The organism is Kitasatospora sp. NPDC053308, assembly GCF_055585785.1.
Map to the genome: position 1 here is coordinate 120,774 of NZ_JBVJJY010000006.1, position 16,477 is coordinate 137,250.

Annotated in this window: 15 protein-coding genes; 12 read left to right on the plus strand and 3 right to left on the minus strand. The window is 73.6% G+C overall.

Going from position 1 to position 16,477, the window contains the following annotated elements; all coding sequences use genetic code 11:
• Nucleotides 1-30 precede the first annotated feature (30 nt).
• Complete coding sequence (gene hemW, locus ACZ6Y7_RS15960; protein WP_465758477.1) at nucleotides 31-1,260, plus strand: radical SAM family heme chaperone HemW; 1,230 nt, start codon at nucleotides 31-33, stop codon at nucleotides 1,258-1,260.
• A gap of 40 nt (nucleotides 1,261-1,300) precedes the next feature.
• A complete protein-coding gene (locus ACZ6Y7_RS15965) occupies nucleotides 1,301-1,858 on the plus strand; it encodes a Uma2 family endonuclease (RefSeq protein WP_465758478.1) in 558 nt (185 codons plus the stop codon).
• On the opposite strand, the gene ACZ6Y7_RS15970 is transcribed toward ACZ6Y7_RS15965, so the two are convergent.
• The 3 genes from ACZ6Y7_RS15970 to htpX form a co-directional block, all read right to left on the minus strand.
• Nucleotides 1,849-2,682 (minus strand): DUF3097 domain-containing protein, encoded by an 834-nt coding sequence (locus ACZ6Y7_RS15970; RefSeq protein WP_465758479.1) that lies wholly within the window; start codon nucleotides 2,680-2,682, stop codon nucleotides 1,849-1,851. The genes ACZ6Y7_RS15965 and ACZ6Y7_RS15970 overlap by 10 nt on opposite strands.
• A gap of 31 nt (nucleotides 2,683-2,713) precedes the next feature.
• A complete protein-coding gene (pspAB, locus tag ACZ6Y7_RS15975; RefSeq protein ID WP_465758480.1) occupies nucleotides 2,714-3,298 on the minus strand; it encodes a PspA-associated protein PspAB in 585 nt (194 codons plus the stop codon).
• A gap of 86 nt (nucleotides 3,299-3,384) precedes the next feature.
• On the minus strand, nucleotides 3,385-4,305 hold the full coding sequence (gene htpX / locus ACZ6Y7_RS15980; protein WP_465758481.1) for a zinc metalloprotease HtpX: 921 nt from the start codon (nucleotides 4,303-4,305) through the stop codon (nucleotides 3,385-3,387).
• A 302-nt stretch (nucleotides 4,306-4,607) separates the two neighbouring features.
• Here htpX and hrcA point away from each other — a divergent pair, with 302 nt between their 5' ends.
• The 10 genes from hrcA (at nucleotide 4,608) to ACZ6Y7_RS16030 (ending at nucleotide 16,475) form a co-directional block, all read left to right on the plus strand.
• Nucleotides 4,608-5,642, plus strand: a complete 1,035-nt coding sequence (hrcA, locus tag ACZ6Y7_RS15985; RefSeq protein ID WP_465758482.1) for a heat-inducible transcriptional repressor HrcA — start codon at nucleotides 4,608-4,610, stop codon at nucleotides 5,640-5,642.
• Between the two features lie 79 nt (nucleotides 5,643-5,721).
• Nucleotides 5,722-6,864 (plus strand): molecular chaperone DnaJ, encoded by a 1,143-nt coding sequence (gene dnaJ, locus ACZ6Y7_RS15990; RefSeq protein ID WP_465758483.1) that lies wholly within the window; start codon nucleotides 5,722-5,724, stop codon nucleotides 6,862-6,864.
• A 105-nt stretch (nucleotides 6,865-6,969) separates the two neighbouring features.
• Nucleotides 6,970-7,719, plus strand: a complete 750-nt coding sequence (locus ACZ6Y7_RS15995) for a 16S rRNA (uracil(1498)-N(3))-methyltransferase (RefSeq protein WP_465758484.1) — start codon at nucleotides 6,970-6,972, stop codon at nucleotides 7,717-7,719.
• A 142-nt stretch (nucleotides 7,720-7,861) separates the two neighbouring features.
• Nucleotides 7,862-11,119, plus strand: coding sequence for a S41 family peptidase (locus tag ACZ6Y7_RS16000; RefSeq protein ID WP_465758485.1), 3,258 nt, complete (start codon nucleotides 7,862-7,864; stop codon nucleotides 11,117-11,119).
• A gap of 102 nt (nucleotides 11,120-11,221) precedes the next feature.
• On the plus strand, nucleotides 11,222-11,950 hold the full coding sequence (locus tag ACZ6Y7_RS16005) for an RDD family protein (protein WP_465758486.1): 729 nt from the start codon (nucleotides 11,222-11,224) through the stop codon (nucleotides 11,948-11,950).
• A gap of 53 nt (nucleotides 11,951-12,003) precedes the next feature.
• Entirely contained in the window at nucleotides 12,004-12,357 is a 354-nt protein-coding gene (locus ACZ6Y7_RS16010) for a histidine triad nucleotide-binding protein (protein ID WP_465758487.1), read from the plus strand.
• 6 nt (nucleotides 12,358-12,363) lie between these two features.
• On the plus strand, nucleotides 12,364-13,287 hold the full coding sequence (locus ACZ6Y7_RS16015; protein WP_465758488.1) for a ribonuclease Z: 924 nt from the start codon (nucleotides 12,364-12,366) through the stop codon (nucleotides 13,285-13,287).
• A gap of 302 nt (nucleotides 13,288-13,589) precedes the next feature.
• Entirely contained in the window at nucleotides 13,590-14,621 is a 1,032-nt protein-coding gene (locus tag ACZ6Y7_RS16020; protein ID WP_465758782.1) for a PhoH family protein, read from the plus strand.
• 14 nt (nucleotides 14,622-14,635) lie between these two features.
• Nucleotides 14,636-15,130: an rRNA maturation RNase YbeY gene (ybeY, locus tag ACZ6Y7_RS16025; RefSeq protein ID WP_465758489.1), complete on the plus strand. Its 495-nt coding sequence runs from the start codon at nucleotides 14,636-14,638 to the stop codon at nucleotides 15,128-15,130.
• Between the two features lie 19 nt (nucleotides 15,131-15,149).
• Nucleotides 15,150-16,475: a hemolysin family protein gene (locus ACZ6Y7_RS16030; protein ID WP_465758490.1), complete on the plus strand. Its 1,326-nt coding sequence runs from the start codon at nucleotides 15,150-15,152 to the stop codon at nucleotides 16,473-16,475.
• Nucleotides 16,476-16,477 lie beyond the last annotated feature (2 nt).

Genomic DNA, 16,477 nt, shown 5'->3' on the forward strand with positions numbered 1-16,477 from the left:
TTCGGGTGAGCCGTACGGGACAATGGGGTCATGCCCTCCGCACTCCCCGACGGCGAACCGGTGCCGTCCGACGGTTCCCTGCCCGCGCACGCCCTCGACGGGCTCGGCGGCCGGCCGTTCGGTTTCTACCTGCACGTGCCGTACTGCGCCAGCCGCTGCGGCTACTGCGACTTCAACACCTACACCGCCACCGAGCTGCGCTCCTCCGGGGCCGTCGCCTCCCAGGAGACGTACGCGGACAACGTGGTCGCCGAGGTCCGGCTGGCCCGGAAGGTGCTGGGGGACGCCGACCTGCCCGTGCGGACGGTGTTCCTCGGCGGCGGCACGCCCACCCTGCTGCCCGCCCGGGACCTGGTGAAGATGCTCGCCGCGATCCGCGAGGAGTTCGGGCTCGCCGACGACGCCGAGGTCACCACCGAGGCCAACCCGGAGTCGGTCGACCCGGCGTACCTGGCCGAGCTGCGCGAGGGCGGCTACAACCGGATCTCCTTCGGCATGCAGAGCGCCCGCCCGCACGTGCTGCGGCTGCTCGACCGCCACCACACCCCGGGCCGCCCCGAGGCCTGCGTGGCCGAGGCCCGCGCGGCCGGGTTCGAGCACGTCAACCTCGACCTGATCTACGGCACCCCGGGCGAGTCCGACGACGACTGGCGGGCCTCCCTGGACGCCGCCATCGGCGCCGGGCCGGACCACGTCTCCGCGTACTCCCTGATCGTCGAGGAGGGCACCCGGCTGGCCGCCCGGGTCAAGCGCGGCGAACTGCCGATGATCGACGACGACGTGCACGCCGACCGCTACCTGATCGCCGAGGAGGCGCTCGCCGCCGCCGGCTACTCCTGGTACGAGGTCTCGAACTGGGCCACCACCCCCGAGGGCCGCTGCCGCCACAACGAGCTGTACTGGACCGGCGCCGACTGGTGGGGCGCGGGCCCCGGCGCCCACAGCCACGTCGGCGGCGTCCGCTGGTGGAACGCCAAGCACCCCGCCGCCTACGCCCGGGCCCTCGCCGAGGGCCGCACCCCGGCGCTGGGCCGCGAGGTCCTCGAGGAGGAGGACCGCCGGGTGGAGCGCATCCTGCTGGAACTGCGCCTGGTCGACGGCGTCTCCCTCGACCTGCTCACCGGCACCGGCCGCGAGGCCGCCGCCCGCGCCCTCGCCGACGGCCTGCTCGCCCCCGGGCCGTACGCCGACGGCCGCGCCGCGCTCACCCTCCAGGGGAGGCTGCTGGCGGACGCCGTCGTACGTGACCTGGTGGACTGAGTGTCGTTAACGTGGTGTCAGCCGTCGGAGGGAGCGCGCAATGACCGCCATCGATGACCGGGTGACGGGGATCTTCGAGAACCTGGAGGTCCCCGAAGGCTTCAAGGCCGAGCTCATCAGGGGGGAAATCGTGATGACGGCCGGGCCGGACATGGTCCACAACCTCATCATCCGGGCCATCCAGCACCAGGCTCCGTACGCCCGGTGGAATGCTCTGACCACTCAGGATCTGGCTTTTTCCGGCGATGCCAGCGAGCCCCAGCCGGACCTGGTCGTGTTCGAGCGTGGGGCGGTCGAAGAGAGCGGCCGGTTGCTGCCGGCACCTGCGGTCACTCTGGTGGTCGAGGTGGTGTCGAAGACCAGCGTGCTCCGCGACTACCGGACCAAGCGGGAGCTGTATGCCGAGGGCCCGATTCCCGCCTACCTGATCGTCGACCCGATCAAGGGGCTCTGCGTGCTGCTCACCGAACCCGGTCGATCGGCCGCGTCGGGGCTGCCGGACTACGCCGTGGAGCGCACCGCCAAGTTCGGCGAGCCCGTCCCGCTGGATCTGCTCGGCATCACGCTCGACACCTCGGAGTTCCGGACCTACTCCTGACCCGGCAGGGCTACGAAGTCGATCAACTCCTCCACCCGGCCCAGCAGTTCGGGCTCCAGGTCCTTGTAGCTGTCCACCTTCGACAGGATGTGCTTCCAGGCCGCCGGGGTGTCCACCGGCCAGCCGAGGCGGCGGCAGGTGCCCTCCTTCCAGTCCTCGCCGCGCGGCACGGCGGGCCAGGCGGGGATGCCGACGGAGGCGGGCTTCACGGCCTGCCAGACGTCGATGTAGGGGTGGCCGACGACGAGCACCGACTCCCCGGTGACCTGGGCGGCGATGCGGTGCTCCTTGGTGCCGGGGAGCAGGTGGTCGACCAGGACGCCGAGGCGGCGGCCGGGGCCGGGGGCGAAGTCGGCGACGATCGCCGGCAGGTCGTCGATGCCGCGCAGGTACTCCACGACGACGCCCTCGACGCGCAGGTCGTCGCCCCAGACCCGCTCGACCAGTTCGGCGTCGTGGCGGCCCTCGACGTAGATCCGCGACTCGCGGGCGACCCTGGCGCGGGCGCCGGGCACGGCGATCGAGCCGGAGGCGGTGCGGGCCGGGGTGCGGGGGGCCGCCGGGCCGGCGGGGCGGACCAGGGTGACGACCCGGCCCTCCAGCAGGAAGCCGCGCGGGACCAGCGGGAAGACCCGGTGCTTGCCGAAGCGGTCCTCCAGGGTGACGGTGAACCCCTCGGCGGTCTTCTCGCAGCGCACCACCGCCCCGCAGAAGCCGGTCGTGGCCTCCTCGACCACCAGGTCCCGCTCGGCGGGCACCTCCGGGGCGGGCGTCCGCTTCTTCCACGGCGGGGTCAGGTCGGGTCCGTACTGGCGGCTGCGCATACGGGTGATCATAGGGACGGCGGACGGGCCGTCAGAGGCCCGGCGCGCCCCACACCGGGAACCAGCGGCTCAGGTCCTTCTCCAGCCGCAGGTCGTTCCCCAGCATCGCGTTGACCTGCAGCTCCAGCGGGCTGTTGCGCTTCTCCCCGCCACCGGGCACCGGGGCGAAGGGGTAGAAGGTGCCGCGCTTGTAGAGGTAGACCAGCGCCAGCGACTGCCCCTCGGCGTCGCGGAAGCCCACCAGCGAGCAGAGCAGCTGCGGCCCGAAGCCGTTCGCCTCCAGCTCGCTGTTGACCGCGTGCAGGTCGTTGACCAGCTCCGGCAGCTCCTCGGGGGTGTGCCGGGCGAGCAGCCAGGAGTACCCGTAGTCGTCCTTGGAGGCCTCCACCGGGACGCCGCCGCGCTCGGTGTCGGCGTCCAGCAGGGCCCGCACCTGCTGTTCGACCTGGACGAAGGCGGCGCCCTCGACGGCCGCGAAGCACACCGAGCCGAGCCCGGTCGGGGTGAAGCCGGCGCCGGCCTCCAGGGTGAGCGCGGCGGACGGCACGCCGAACAGCTGGTCGAGGTCGGGCCTGACGGGCTTGGTGCGGCCGAACAGGGCGTCCAGGAATCCCACGGCGGTCCTCTCGGGTCACGTCATCGGGTCGGTCACGTCATCGGGTCGGTCACGTCATCGGGTCGGTCACCGCGAGGGGCTCGGGCTCAGCGGCCGAGCTGCGCGGAGATCCTCGCCAGCTGCTCCAGCCGCTTCTCCAGCGTCGGGTGCGTGGACAGCAGCTGCGAGGCGGTCTCCCGGGCGCTCAGCGCGGGGGCGAAGTAGAAGGCGTTGTACGGCTGCGCCTGGCGCAGGTCCTTGCTGGGGATGGCGGCGATCTGTCCGGTCACCTTGGTCAGGGCGGAGGCGAGGGCGCTGGGCCGTCCGGTGAGCTGGGCGGCGGCGCGGTCCGCGGCCAGCTCGCGGTAGCGGGAGAGCAGCCGGGTGAGCAGGAAGCTGATCGCGTAGACGACCATCGAGACCAGCGGGATGAGCAGCGCGACGATGGCCGCGTTCTGGTCGTTGTTGTTGCGGCCGCCGCCCATGAAGCCGCCGTACACGGCGATCCTGGTCATCGCGCCGGCGAGCACCCCGAGGAAGCCGGCGATGGTCATCACCGCGACGTCCCGGTGGGCGACGTGGGACAGCTCGTGCGCGAGGACGCCCTCCAGTTCCTCCGGCTCCAGCCGGCGCAGCAGGCCGGTGGTCACGCAGACCACCGCGTTCTGCGGGTTGCGGCCGGTGGCGAAGGCGTTGGGCATGTCGTTGTCGGCGACCGCCACGCGGGGTTTGGGCATGTCGGCCAGGGCGCAGAGCCGGTCGATCGTGCCGTGCAGCTGGGGGAACTCCTCCGGGGACACCTGGTGGGCGCCCATCGCCCGTTCGGTGATCTTGTCGCTGAACCAGAACTGGGCCACGAACAGCCCGCCGGAGATCAGGACGATGAGCGGCCAGGCGCCGCGCAGCAGCGCGATCAGCAGACCGGTGAAACCGACGTACAGCAGCCCGATCACGAACATCGTCGCGACCATGCGGCCGGTCAGGCCGCGATCGGGTGCGAAGCGGGTGTGCTGGCCCGAGCTCGACATCGCTTGCTCCTCCATTCGCCGTCGCCTTCGATGCTGCCACCCGGACGGCCCGGGGGCACCACCCCCGCGCCCGGGAACCGTGAACGGTCGCCGCCGTGCGGGCCGTACCCGGAACTGCGGGAAGGATCACCCCGGTCGGGCCGTTCCTGCCGTAGGACCCGGGCCTTACACTGGCAGGTACGGTTTTGGCACTCGCGTGTTCAGAGTGCCAAGGGCGGGGCCTCCCGGAGCGGCCCCCGCCAGGACAGGCAGTACCAGAGGGACACAGACGGACAACGTGCGAAGACGGAGGTGCGTGCCCCATGGCCGGTGAGGTCCGCCAGCTGGACGATCGCAAGCTCGCCGTGCTCCGTGCGATCGTGCAGGACTACGTCGGCACCGAGGAGCCGGTCGGCTCCAAGGCCCTGGTGGAGCGGCACAACCTCGGGGTCTCGCCGGCGACGGTCCGCAACGACATGGCGGCGCTGGAGGAGGAGGGCTACATCCACCAGCCGCACACCAGTGCGGGGCGCATCCCGACCGACAAGGGGTACCGCCTCTTCGTCGACAAGCTCGCCGAGATCAAGCCGATGAGCGCCCCCGAGCGCCGGGCGATCCGGCACTTCCTGGACGGCGCGGTCGACCTGGACGACGTGGTGGCGCGCACCGTGCGGCTGCTCGCCCAGCTGACCCGGCAGGTCGCGGTGGTCCAGTACCCCTCGCTGACGCGCTCCACGGTGCGGCACATCGAGCTGGTGGCGCTGGCCCCGGCGAAGGTGATGCTGGTGCTGATCACCAACACCGGCCGGGTCGAGCAGCGGATGGTCGACTGCCCGGGCACGGTCGGCGAGACCGTCCTGGCGGACCTGCGCACGGCGCTCAACGCCAGGGCGGCCGGCCGCCTCCTGCCGGAGGTCCCGGGGCTGCTGGAGGAGCTCCCGGCGACGTTCGAGGAGGCCGACCGGCCGATCGTGGCCACCGTCCTGGCGACGCTGTTCGAGACGCTCGCGGAGCAGAACGAGGAGCGGATCATGCTGGCCGGCACGGCCAACCTGACCCGCTTCGGCCACGACTTCCCGCTCACCATCCAGCCGGTGCTGGAGGCGCTGGAGGAGCAGGTCATCCTGCTCCGCCTCCTGGGTGAGACCAACGACGCCGCGATGACGGTCCGGATCGGGCGGGAGAACGCCTACGAGGGGCTGATTTCCACCTCGGTCGTCTCGGTCGGTTACGGTTCGGGGGACGAGAGCGTGGCCAAGCTGGGCGTGATCGGCCCGACCCGGATGGACTACCCGGGCACAATGGGGGCGGTGCGGGCGGTGGCGCGGTACGTGGGCCAGATCCTGGCCGAGTCGTAGCAATACGACCGCGCGCCCCACCGGTGACGCGCGGTGACCAGTCGCAGCACTACTACAGGCGGAACAAGCGGAGCATTTGGTGGCCACGGACTACTACGCGGTACTCGGCGTCCGACGGGATGCGGGGCAGGACGAGATCAAGAAGGCGTTCCGGCGCCTGGCACGCGAACTGCACCCGGACGTCAACCCGGACCCGAAGACGCAGGAGCGGTTCAAGGAGATCAACGCCGCCTACGAGGTGCTCTCCGACCCGCAGAAGCGCCAGGTCTACGACCTCGGCGGGGACCCGCTGTCCCCGGGCGGCGGTGGCGGTGCGGGCGGCTTCGGGGCCGGTGCGGCGGGCTTCGGCTTCTCCGACATCATGGACGCCTTCTTCGGCGCCGCGGCCGGCCAGCGCGGCCCGCGCTCGCGCACCCGCCGGGGCCAGGACGCCATGATCCGGCTGGAGATCACCCTGGAGGAGGCCGCGTTCGGCACCACCAAGGAGCTCCAGGTCGACACCGCCGTCACCTGCACCACCTGCAGCGGCGAGGGCGCGGCCCCCGGCACCTCCGCGCAGACCTGTGACATGTGCCGCGGCAAGGGCGAGGTCTCCCAGGTCACCCGGTCCTTCCTGGGCCAGGTCATGACCTCCCGCCCCTGCCCGCAGTGCCAGGGCTTCGGCACCGTCGTGCCGACCCCGTGCCCGGAGTGCGCGGGCGACGGCCGGGTCCGCGCCCGCCGCACGCTGACCGTGAAGATCCCGGCCGGTGTCGACAACGGCACCCGGATCCAGCTGGCCGGCGAGGGCGAGGTCGGCCCCGGCGGCGGCCCGGCCGGCGACCTGTACGTCGAGATCGCCGAGACCACCCACACGATCTTCCAGCGGCGCGGGGACGACCTGCACTGCACCGTCACCATCCCGATGACGGCGGCCGCGCTCGGCACCCAGGTGCCGCTGCAGACCCTGGACGGCCTGGAGGAGGTCGACATCCGGCCCGGCACCCAGTCCGGCCAGTCGATCCCGCTGCACGGCCGGGGCATCACCCACCTGCGCGGGGGCGGCCGGGGCGACCTGATAGTGCACGTCGAGGTGAAGACGCCCACCAAGCTCGACGCCGAGCAGGAGGAGCTGCTGCGCCGCCTCGCGGTGCTGCGCGGCGAGGAGCGGCCCTCCGGCCAGTTCGCGCCGGGCCAGCAGGGCCTGTTCTCCCGGCTGAAGGACGCCTTCAACGGCCGGTAGCCGTCCGCGCGGGGGTGCCGGGGGCCGACCCCCGGCACCCCTTGCGCGTCTCCTCCCCGCCGCGGCCGCGCGCCGGCGGGGCCCCCACCGGAAAGGTTCCTCCGCATGACCGCGCCCGTCTTCGTCGTCGACACCGAGCGGATCGCCGCCGCCGCGCCCGGCAGCGTGGTGCGCCTGGACGGCCCGGAGGGTCGGCACGCCGCCGCGGTGAAGCGGCTGGAGGCGGGCGAGGCGATCACCCTGGCCGACGGGCTGGGGCTCGGCGTGGACGGGACGGTCGCCGAGGTGCTCGGCAAGGACGCCGTCGACGTGACGGTCGCCGCGGTGCGCCGGGAGCCGCGGCCCGCGCCGCGGATCGTCGTCGTCCAGGCGCTGCCCAAGGGCGACCGCGGCGAGCTGGCCGTGGAGACCATGACCGAGGTCGGCGTGGACGTGGTGATCCCCTGGTCGGCGTCCCGCTGCATCACCCAGTGGAAGGGCGAGCGCGGCGCCAAGGCGCTCGCCAAGTGGCGGGCCACCGCCCGCGAGGCCGGCAAGCAGTCCCGTCGGCTGCGCTTCCCCGAGGTGCGGGACCCGATGACCACCAAGCAGCTGGCGCCGCTCCTGGCGGGCGCCGCGTTCGCCGCCGTCCTGCACGAGGAGGGCGCCGAGCCGCTGGCGCACGCCCCGCTGCCCGCGGACGGGGACCTGGTGCTGGTGGTCGGCCCGGAGGGCGGGGTCTCCCCCGAGGAGCTGGCCGTCTTCGCCGCCGCGGGCGCCGAGCCGTACCGTCTGGGCCCCTCGGTGCTGCGCACCTCCACCGCCGGGGTGGCCGCCGGGGCACTGCTGCTGGGCCGCACCGGCCGCTGGGCGTAGGACCTGGCCCGGACCGTCCCCGGACCGTCCCGGGAGCGGCCCGTACTACGGCGCGGCGCGAGGGTCCAGCGGGCTCGCCCGGGGAGCCCGACTCTGCCGAAAAGCGCGGCGGCCCGTCCGCGCGGGTGCCTACGCTGGCCGCGTGACGGACTCCCTGAGCACCTCCGCGGGCGCCTACCTGCGCCACCCCCACCTGCACGGCGACCTGGTCGCCTTCGTCGCCGAGAACGACCTCTGGCTCGCCCCGCTGGACGGCGGACGGGCCTGGCGGCTCACCGCCGACCACCGGCCGGTGCACGATCCCCGGTTCTCCCCGGACGGGCGGCACATCGCCTTCACCTCCACCCGGGACGGCGCGCCCGAGGTGCACGTGGTGCCGGTGGACGGCGGACCGTCCCGCCGGCTCACCCACTGGGGCGGCGGCCAGACCCGGGTGCAGGGCTGGACGCCCGACGGCCGCCCGGTCGCCACCACCGCGGCCGGGCAGGCGACCTTGCGCCGCACCTGGGCGCACGCGGTGCCGCTGGACGGCGGCGAGCCGGTGCGGCTGCCGTACGGGCCGGTCGGCGGGATCGCCTTCGAGCCGGGCGGCGAGCGGGTGCTGCTGGCCAGCGCCGCGATCCCCGAACCGGCCTGGTGGAAGCGCTACCGGGGCGGCCGGGCCGGCAAGCTGTGGCTGGGCCGGGACGAATTCGCCCGGGTCCACGAGGAGTTGGACGGCCAGCTGTCCTCACCGCTGTGGGTGGCCGGTCCGGACGGCGGACCGGGCGCCCGGATCGCCTTCCTGTCGGACCACGAGGGCGTCGGCGAGCTGTGGTCCAGCCTCCCGGACGGGTCCGACCTGCGCCGCCACACCACCTGCGCGGACGGCTTCTACGCCCGCAACGCCGCCACCGACGGCACCCGGGTGGTCTACCACCGGGCCGGTGACCTCTGGCTGCTGGAGGACCTGGCCGGCGCCGAGCCGCGCCGCCTGGACGTCCGGCTGGCCGGACCGCGCAGCGGCCGCCGCCCCCGCCCGGTGACCGCCGCGCACTGGCTGGAGTCGGTCGCCCCCGACCGCACCGGCCGGGCCGGCGCCGTCGTGGTGCGCGGCAGCGTGCACTGGCTGACCCACCGCGAGGGCCCGGCCCGGGTGCTGGACGAGACGCCGGGCGTGCGCGGGCGCCTGGCCAGGGTGGTGCAGGGGGAGGACGGCGCCCAGGGCGTGCTGTGGGTGTCCGACGCCGAGGGCGAGGACGGCCTGGAGTACGCGCCCGCCGTGCACGGCGCCGAGCGGCGCCGGCTGGCCGCCGGGCAGCTCGGCCGGGTCAACGCGCTGGCCGTCTCCCCGGACGGCAAGCAGGCCGCGCTCGGCGTCCACGACGGCCGGGTGCTGCTGGTGACGCTCGCCGACGGCACCGTGCACGAGCTGGAGCGCAGCACCGACGGCGAGGTCAGCGGGCTGGTGTTCAGCCCGGACTCGGCCTGGCTGGCGTGGTCGCGCCCGGTGCCGGGGCTGGGCCCGTACTCGCTGCGCCAGATCGTGCTGGCCAACCTGGCCACCCGCACCGTGAGCGAGGCGACCCAGCAGCGCTTCATCGACACCTCGCCGGCCTTCACCGCCGACGGCCGCTACCTGGCGTTCCTGTCGGTGCGCAACTTCGACCCGGTGTACGACTCGCACGTCTTCGACCTGTCCTTCCCCAACGGCTGCCGCCCGTACCTGATCACGCTGGCCGCCGACACCCCGTCCCCGTTCGGGCCGCAGCGCGCCGGGCGACCGCTCGGCGGGGAGGAGGACGAGCCGCGGGCCAAGAAGGCGGACGGCGAGGAGGGCGGCGACGCGGCCGCGCCGGTGACCAGGGTGGACCTGGACGGCATCGCGGACCGGATCGTCCCGTTCCCGGTGGAGGGCGGGCTGTTCGGCACCCTGCGGGCGGCCAAGGACGGCGTGCTGTGGACCAGGGTCCCGCTGCTCGGCGAACTCGGCGACGAGGCGGCCTCGTTGGAGGACGAGCGGCCCCGGCCGGTGCTGGAGCGCTTCGACCTGCGGAAGCGTCGGGTCGAGCAACTGGTGCACGACGTCGACGGGTTCGCGGTCAGCGGGGACGGCAGCCGGGTCGCCGTGCTGGACGAGGGCGAGCTGCGGATCGTCCCGGCCGACCACAAGGCCGGCGGCGAGGACGACGAGGTCACCGTGGACCTCGCCCGGCTGCGGGTCACCGTCGACCCGGCGGCCGAGTGGCGGCAGATGTACGCCGAGAACGGCCGGCTGATGCGCGACAACTTCTGGCGCCCCGACCTCTCCGGCGTCGACTGGGCCGGCGTCCTGGAGCGCTACCGGCCGCTGGTGGAGCGGGTCGGCTCGCACGACGACCTGATCGACCTGCTGTGGGAGGTGCACGGCGAACTCGGCACCTCGCACGCCTACGTCGTCCCGTACGGCCCGCACACCGAGCCCGCCCGGCGCCAGGGCCTGCTCGGCGCGGACCTGGTCAAGGAGGGCGGGCAGTGGCGGATCGCCCGGATCCTGCCCGGGGAGTCCTCCGACCCGAGGGCCCGCTCGCCGCTGGCCGCGCCCGGCGCCGCGATCCGCCCCGGCGACGCCGTCCTGGCGGTCGACGGCCGCCCGGTGGACCCGGTCACCGGGCCGGCGCCGCTGCTGGCCGGCACCGCCGGGCAGCCGGTCGAGCTGACCGTGGCCGGCAAGGACGGCACCGACCGGCGCCACCCGGTGGTCGTCCCGCTCGCCGACGACGAGGCGCTGCGCTACCACGACTGGGTGTCCGGGCGGCGGGCCGCGGTGCGCGAGCTGTCCGGCGGGCGCCTCGGCTACCTGCACGTCCCCGACATGCAGACCACCGGCTGGGCCCAGATCCACCGCGACCTGCGCTCGGAGATGGCCAAGGAGGGCGTGATCGTCGACATCCGGGAGAACCGCGGCGGCCACACCTCGCAGCTGGTGATCGAGAAGCTCGCCCGGCGGATCGTCGGCTGGAACGTCAGCAGGGACACCGACAGCCCGGTCCCGTACCCCGGCGACGCCCCGCGCGGGCCGGTCGTCGCGCTCGCCGACCAGGACTCCGGCTCGGACGGCGACATCGTCAACGCGGCCATCCAGGCGCTGGGCATCGGCCCGGTCGTCGGCACCCGCACCTGGGGTGGGGTGATCGGCATCGACAGCCGCTACCGGCTGGTCGACGGCACCCTGGTCACCCAGCCCAAGTACGCGTTCTGGCTGGAGAACTACGGCTGGGGCGTGGAGAACCACGGCGTCGACCCGGACGTCGAGGTGCCGATCGCCCCGCACCACTGGGCGGCCGGCGAGGACCCGCAGCTGGCCGAGGGCGTCCGGATCGCCCTGGCCGCGCTCGCCGAGACCCCGGCCCGCACGGCGCCGCCGCTGCCCTGGCGCTGACGGCCGCGCCCGCACGGGAAGTCGGACGGGCCGACTTCCCGTGCCGCGGCCTGGGTAGGATGCGGGGCTGTTTCTTGATCCACAGCTCACGGGGGAACCACCATGGCGCAGGGCTACCCGCCGCCGCAGTACGGCCAGAACCCTTACGCACAGCCGCAGTCACCACCGCCGGCCCCGCCGCAGCCGCAGGCGTACCCGCCGCCCCCGCCGTACGGGCAGCCGCAGGGCCACGGGCAGGGGTACGGGCAGGGGTACGCGCCGCAGCCGGCCCAGCCGTACGGGCAGCCGCAGCCGTACCCCCACCCCTCGGCGCAGCAGCCGCCGTACGCGCAGCAGGCCCCGCGGCCGCAGCGCGCCGCGTTGCCGCCGTGCCCCAAGGAGGCGGGCGGCGGCCGGCGCTTCCTGGCGATCGTGCTGGACTTCCTGTTCGCCGTCACCCTCGGCTTCGCCGCCGCCAACGCCGCCGGCCGGCCGAAGGTGCGGCAGGCGGCCGGGCACACCGTGCACAGCGGCGGCCCGGCGGTGCCGTACTTCGTGGCGCTGGTCGTCGTCGGCCTCCTCGCGTCCTTCCTCAACCAGGTGGTGCTGGCCCGGCTGACCGGCTTCAGCGTCGGCAAGGGGATCCTGGCGATGCGGGTGGTGCGCCGCAAGGGCGTGATGCGGCCCAACACCTGGCGGCTCACCAGGCGCTGGCTGATCGGCTTCGTCATCCTCGCCGTCGCCTTCCTCACCGAGGACTACGACACCGACGACGGCGACGTCGTCGGCATGCGCGCGGTGCGCTGGAAGCACCTGCGGCAGTACCAGCAGGCCGTGGCCGGGCTCGGCTAGGCTGCGCCCGTACGGCCCCACCCACCCGACGCACCGATCCCGAGGAGAAGCCGATGGCCGGTGAGCCGCAGCCCGACTGCCTGTTCTGCAAGATCGTGGCGGGCGAGATCCCGGCGACGGTCGTGCGCAAGACCGAGCGCACCCTCGCCTTCCGCGACATCGCCCCCAAGGCGCCCGTGCACGTCCTGGTGATCCCGCACGCCCACTACCCGAACGCGGCCGCGCTGGCCGCCGCCGAGCCGGAGGTCGCCGGCGAGCTGCTCGCCGAGGCGGGCCGGGTGGCCGAGGACGAGGGCATCGCCGACTACCGGCTGATCTTCAACACCGGGGCGGGCGCCGGGCAGACCGTCTTCCACGCCCACGTCCACGTGCTCGGCGGCACGCACATGACCGAGAGCATGGTCTGATCCCAGGTGTCCCAGCGCGAACTCGTCGTCCTCGGCACCGCCAGCCAGGTGCCCACCCGGCACCGCAACCACAACGGCTACCTGCTGCGCTGGGACGGCGAGGGCCTGCTGTTCGACCCCGGCGAGGGCACCCAGCGCCAGATGCTGCACGCCGGGGTCACGGCCACCCAGATCACCCGGATCGCCGTCACCCACTTCCACGGCGACCACTGCCTGGGCCTCGCGGGGGTGATCCAGCGGATCAACCTGGACCGGGTCCCGCATCCGGTGGACGTCTACTTCCCGGCCTCCGGCGAGGTCTACTTCGAGCGGCTGCGGCACGCCACCGCCTACCACGAGACGGCCGTCCTGCGGCCCCGGCCGATCGACGAGCCGGGCCCGCTGCCCGCGCCCGGCGCCCGCTTCGCGCTGGACGCGGTGCGCCTGGACCACCCCGTGGAGTCCTTCGGCTACCGGCTGTCCGAGCCGGACGGCCGCCGGCTGGTGCCCGAGCGGCTCGCCCGGCTGGGCGTCCGCGGCCCGGCGGTGGGCCGCCTGCAGCACGAGGGCGCGGTCGAGGTGAACGGCCGCCGGGTCACCCTGGACGAGGTCAGCGAGCCCCGGCCGGGCCAGAGGTTCGCCTTCGTGATGGACACCCGGCTCTGCGAGGGCGTGCACGCGCTCGCCGAGGGCACCGACCTGCTGGTCGTCGAGGCCACCTTCACCGACGCCGACGCCCGCCTCGCCGAGGAGCACGGCCACCTCACCGCGGGCCAGGCCGCCAAGGTCGCCGCCGAGGCCGGTGCGCGCACCCTGGTGCTGACCCACTTCTCCCAGCGCTACCCGGACCTCGGCCAGCACCTCGCGGACGCCCGCAAGCACTTCGACGGGGAGCTGGTGCTGGCCGCCGACCTCGCCCGGGTGCCCGTGCCCGCGCGCAGCCGGCCGTGAGGCGCCCGGCGGTGGGACCGGCCGTCCCGGGTACCCGCGGGAAAAAGGGTTCGCGCCGTCCCCCGAACTGCCGCAGCATCGACGGGTGCGGCCCCGCCGCCCGCCGCGGCGATCACGCTCGCGGCGTACCCTGGTGCCCCGGACAGACCGAGCGGCACACGACACCACGGATGGGATGAGGCAGGCCCCAGCGCCGACCTATGAGTGACACATCGCAGACCCGTACCGACGGACAGTCGCGCCCCGAACCGGCCGAGGACGGCCGTGTCAGCGCCCGGATCGTCATCCCCGAGAAGCATCCGATGGTCACCCTGCTCGGCACCGCGGACTCGCTGCTGCGCGTGATCGAGCGGGGCTTCCCCGCCGCCGACATCCACGTCCGCGGCAACGAGGTGACCGCCACCGGGGAGCGGACCGAGGTCGCCCTCGTCAAGAAGCTGTTCAACGAGATGATGCTGGTGCTGCGCACCGGCCAGCCCCTGACGGAGGACTCCGTGGAGCGCTCCATCGCCATGCTCCGCAGCCAGGAGCAGGACCCGGACAGCCCGGCGCCGTCCGAGGTGTTCACCGCGAACATCCTGTCGAACCGGGGCCGCACGATCCGCCCCAAGACCCTCAACCAGCAGCGCTACGTCGACGCGATCGACAAGCACACGATCGTCTTCGGCCTCGGCCCGGCCGGCACCGGCAAGACCTACCTGGCGATGGCCAAGGCCGTCCAGGCCCTGCAGGCCAAGGAGGTCAACCGGATCATCCTGACCCGTCCGGCGGTCGAGGCGGGGGAGCGGCTGGGCTTCCTGCCCGGCACCCTCTACGAGAAGATCGACCCGTACCTGCGCCCGCTCTACGACGCGCTGCACGACATGATGGACCCGGACTCCATCCCGCGCCTGATGGCGGCCGGCACCATCGAGGTCGCGCCGCTCGCGTACATGCGCGGCCGCACCCTCAACGACGCCTTCATCATCCTCGACGAGGCCCAGAACACCTCGCCCGAGCAGATGAAGATGTTCCTCACCCGCCTCGGGTTCAACTCCCGGGTGGTCGTCACCGGCGACACCAGCCAGATCGACCTCCCGGGCGGCACCAGGAGCGGCCTCAAGGTCGTCCAGGAGATCCTGGCCGACGTGCCCGACATCCACTTCTCCGTCCTCACCAGCACCGACGTGGTCCGCCACAAGCTGGTCGGCCGGATCGTGGACGCCTACGAGCGCTGGGACGCCCGTCAGGAGGCCGAGGAGCCCTCCCCGGCCGCCCGCAAGCCCGCCCAGCGGCGCCCGGGCAAGACGACCGCGCCCCGCGCACCCCGACAGTCCCACCGCACCGAAAGCTGAGCACACAGCCCGTCATGTCGATCGACATCGCCAACGAGTCCGGTTGGGAGGCCGACGAGGAAGCCATCCTCGACGTCGCCCGCTTCGCGCTGGACAAGATGCGGATCCACCCGCAGTCCGAACTGTCCGTGATCCTGGTGGACAGTGCGGCGATGGAGGAGCTGCACATCCAGTGGATGGACCTGCCCGGCCCCACCGACGTGATGTCCTTCCCGATGGACGAGCTGCGTCCCGGCAAGGAGGGCGAGGAGCTGCCGCAGGGCCTGCTCGGCGACATCGTGCTGTGCCCCGAGGTCGCCGAGCAGCAGGGCAAGGCCGCCCCCTCCCAGCACTCGATGGACGAGGAGCTGCAGCTGCTCACCGTGCACGGCGTGCTGCACGTCCTCGGCTACGACCACGAGGAGCCCGAGGAGGAGGAGGAGATGTTCGCCCTCCAGAAGCGCATCCTGGACGACTGGCGGGCGGGCCGCGGCCTCGGCGGCATCTCCCCGGCCCCCACCACCCACTGAGCGCGGAGCCCGAACCCCTGTGAGTGGTGAGAGTACGAGCTTCATCCTCGGTGCCGTCCTGCTCGTCGTGCTCGGCTGGCTGGCCGCCTGCGCGGAGGCGGGCATCTCCCGGGTCTCCCGGTTCCGGGCGGAGGAGGCCGTGCGGGTCGGCCGGCGGGGCTCCGCCCGGCTGCTGACCCTCGCCTCCGACCCGATCCGCTACCTCAACCTGGCCACCCTGATCCGGGTGGCCAGCGAGATGGCGGCGGCCGTCCTGGTCACGGTGGTGTGCGTGCGCAACGTGACGCCGACCTGGCAGGCCGTCCTGCTGGCGTTCGGCGTGATGGTGCTGGTGTCCTTCGTCGCGGTGGGGGTCTCGCCGCGCACCATCGGGCGCCAGCACCCGCTCACCACGGCGACCGCGGCCTCCTTCGTGCTGCTGCCGCTGGCCGCCGTGCTCGGTCCGATCCCGCGGCTGCTGATCCTGCTCGGCAACGCGCTGACCCCGGGCAAGGGCTACCGGGAGGGTCCGTTCGCCTCCGAGGCGGAGCTGCGGGCCCTGGTGGACCTCGCCGAGAAGGACGACCTGATCGAGGACGAGGAGCGCCGGATGGTGCACTCGGTCTTCGAGCTGGGCGACACCATCGTGCGCGAGGTGATGGTGCCGCGCACCGACCTGGTGATGATCGAGCGGCACAAGACCGTCCGGCAGGCCCTCACCCTGGCACTGCGCTCCGGCTTCTCGCGGATCCCGGTGGTCGGCGACAACGAGGACGACGTGGTCGGCATCGTCTACCTCAAGGACCTGGTCCGGCGCACCCACATCAACCGGGAGGCCGAGGCCGAGGAGGTCGGCGCGGTGATGCGCCCGGCCGTCTTCGTCCCGGACTCCAAGCCGGCCGGCGACCTGCTGCGCGAGATGCAGCAGCGCCGCTCGCACGTCGCGATCGTGATCGACGAGTACGGCGGCACGGCCGGCCTGGTCACCATCGAGGACATCCTGGAGGAGATCGTCGGCGAGATCACCGACGAGTACGACCGGGAGATCGCGCCGGTGGAGGACCTCGGCGACGGCTCGTACCGGATCACCGCCCGCCTCCTGGTGGAGGACCTGGGCGAGCTGTTCGGCATCGAGCTGGAGGACGAGGACGTCGAGACCGTCGGCGGCCTGCTGGCCAAGCACCTCGGCCGGGTGCCGATCCCCGGCTCCGCCTGCGAGATCCCGCTGCCGGAGCCGGTCGAGGACGGCCTGACCGGCATCCTGCTGACCGCCGAGTCCTCGGCCGGCCGCCGCAACCGGATCGGCTCCATGGTCGCCTCCCCGGTCCGCGCCACCGACGCTCCCGAGGAGCCCGCGGGCGAGTAGCG

Excerpts from the sequence above, each read along its gene's own strand:
- hemW (WP_465758477.1), top strand. The coding sequence starts at position 31 with ATGCCCTCCGCACTCCCCGACGGCGAACCGGTGCCGTCCGACGGTTCC.
- ACZ6Y7_RS15965 (WP_465758478.1), top strand. The coding sequence starts at position 1,301 with ATGACCGCCATCGATGACCGGGTGACGGGGATCTTCGAGAACCTGGAG.
- ACZ6Y7_RS15970 (WP_465758479.1), bottom strand. The coding sequence starts at position 2,682 with ATGCGCAGCCGCCAGTACGGACCCGACCTGACCCCGCCGTGGAAGAAG.
- htpX (WP_465758481.1), bottom strand. The coding sequence starts at position 4,305 with ATGTCGAGCTCGGGCCAGCACACCCGCTTCGCACCCGATCGCGGCCTG.
- hrcA (WP_465758482.1), top strand. The coding sequence starts at position 4,608 with ATGGCCGGTGAGGTCCGCCAGCTGGACGATCGCAAGCTCGCCGTGCTC.
- ACZ6Y7_RS15995 (WP_465758484.1), top strand. The coding sequence starts at position 6,970 with ATGACCGCGCCCGTCTTCGTCGTCGACACCGAGCGGATCGCCGCCGCC.
- ACZ6Y7_RS16005 (WP_465758486.1), top strand. The coding sequence starts at position 11,222 with ATGGCGCAGGGCTACCCGCCGCCGCAGTACGGCCAGAACCCTTACGCA.
- ACZ6Y7_RS16010 (WP_465758487.1), top strand. The coding sequence starts at position 12,004 with ATGGCCGGTGAGCCGCAGCCCGACTGCCTGTTCTGCAAGATCGTGGCG.
- ACZ6Y7_RS16020 (WP_465758782.1), top strand. The coding sequence starts at position 13,590 with ATGGTCACCCTGCTCGGCACCGCGGACTCGCTGCTGCGCGTGATCGAG.
- ybeY (WP_465758489.1), top strand. The coding sequence starts at position 14,636 with ATGTCGATCGACATCGCCAACGAGTCCGGTTGGGAGGCCGACGAGGAA.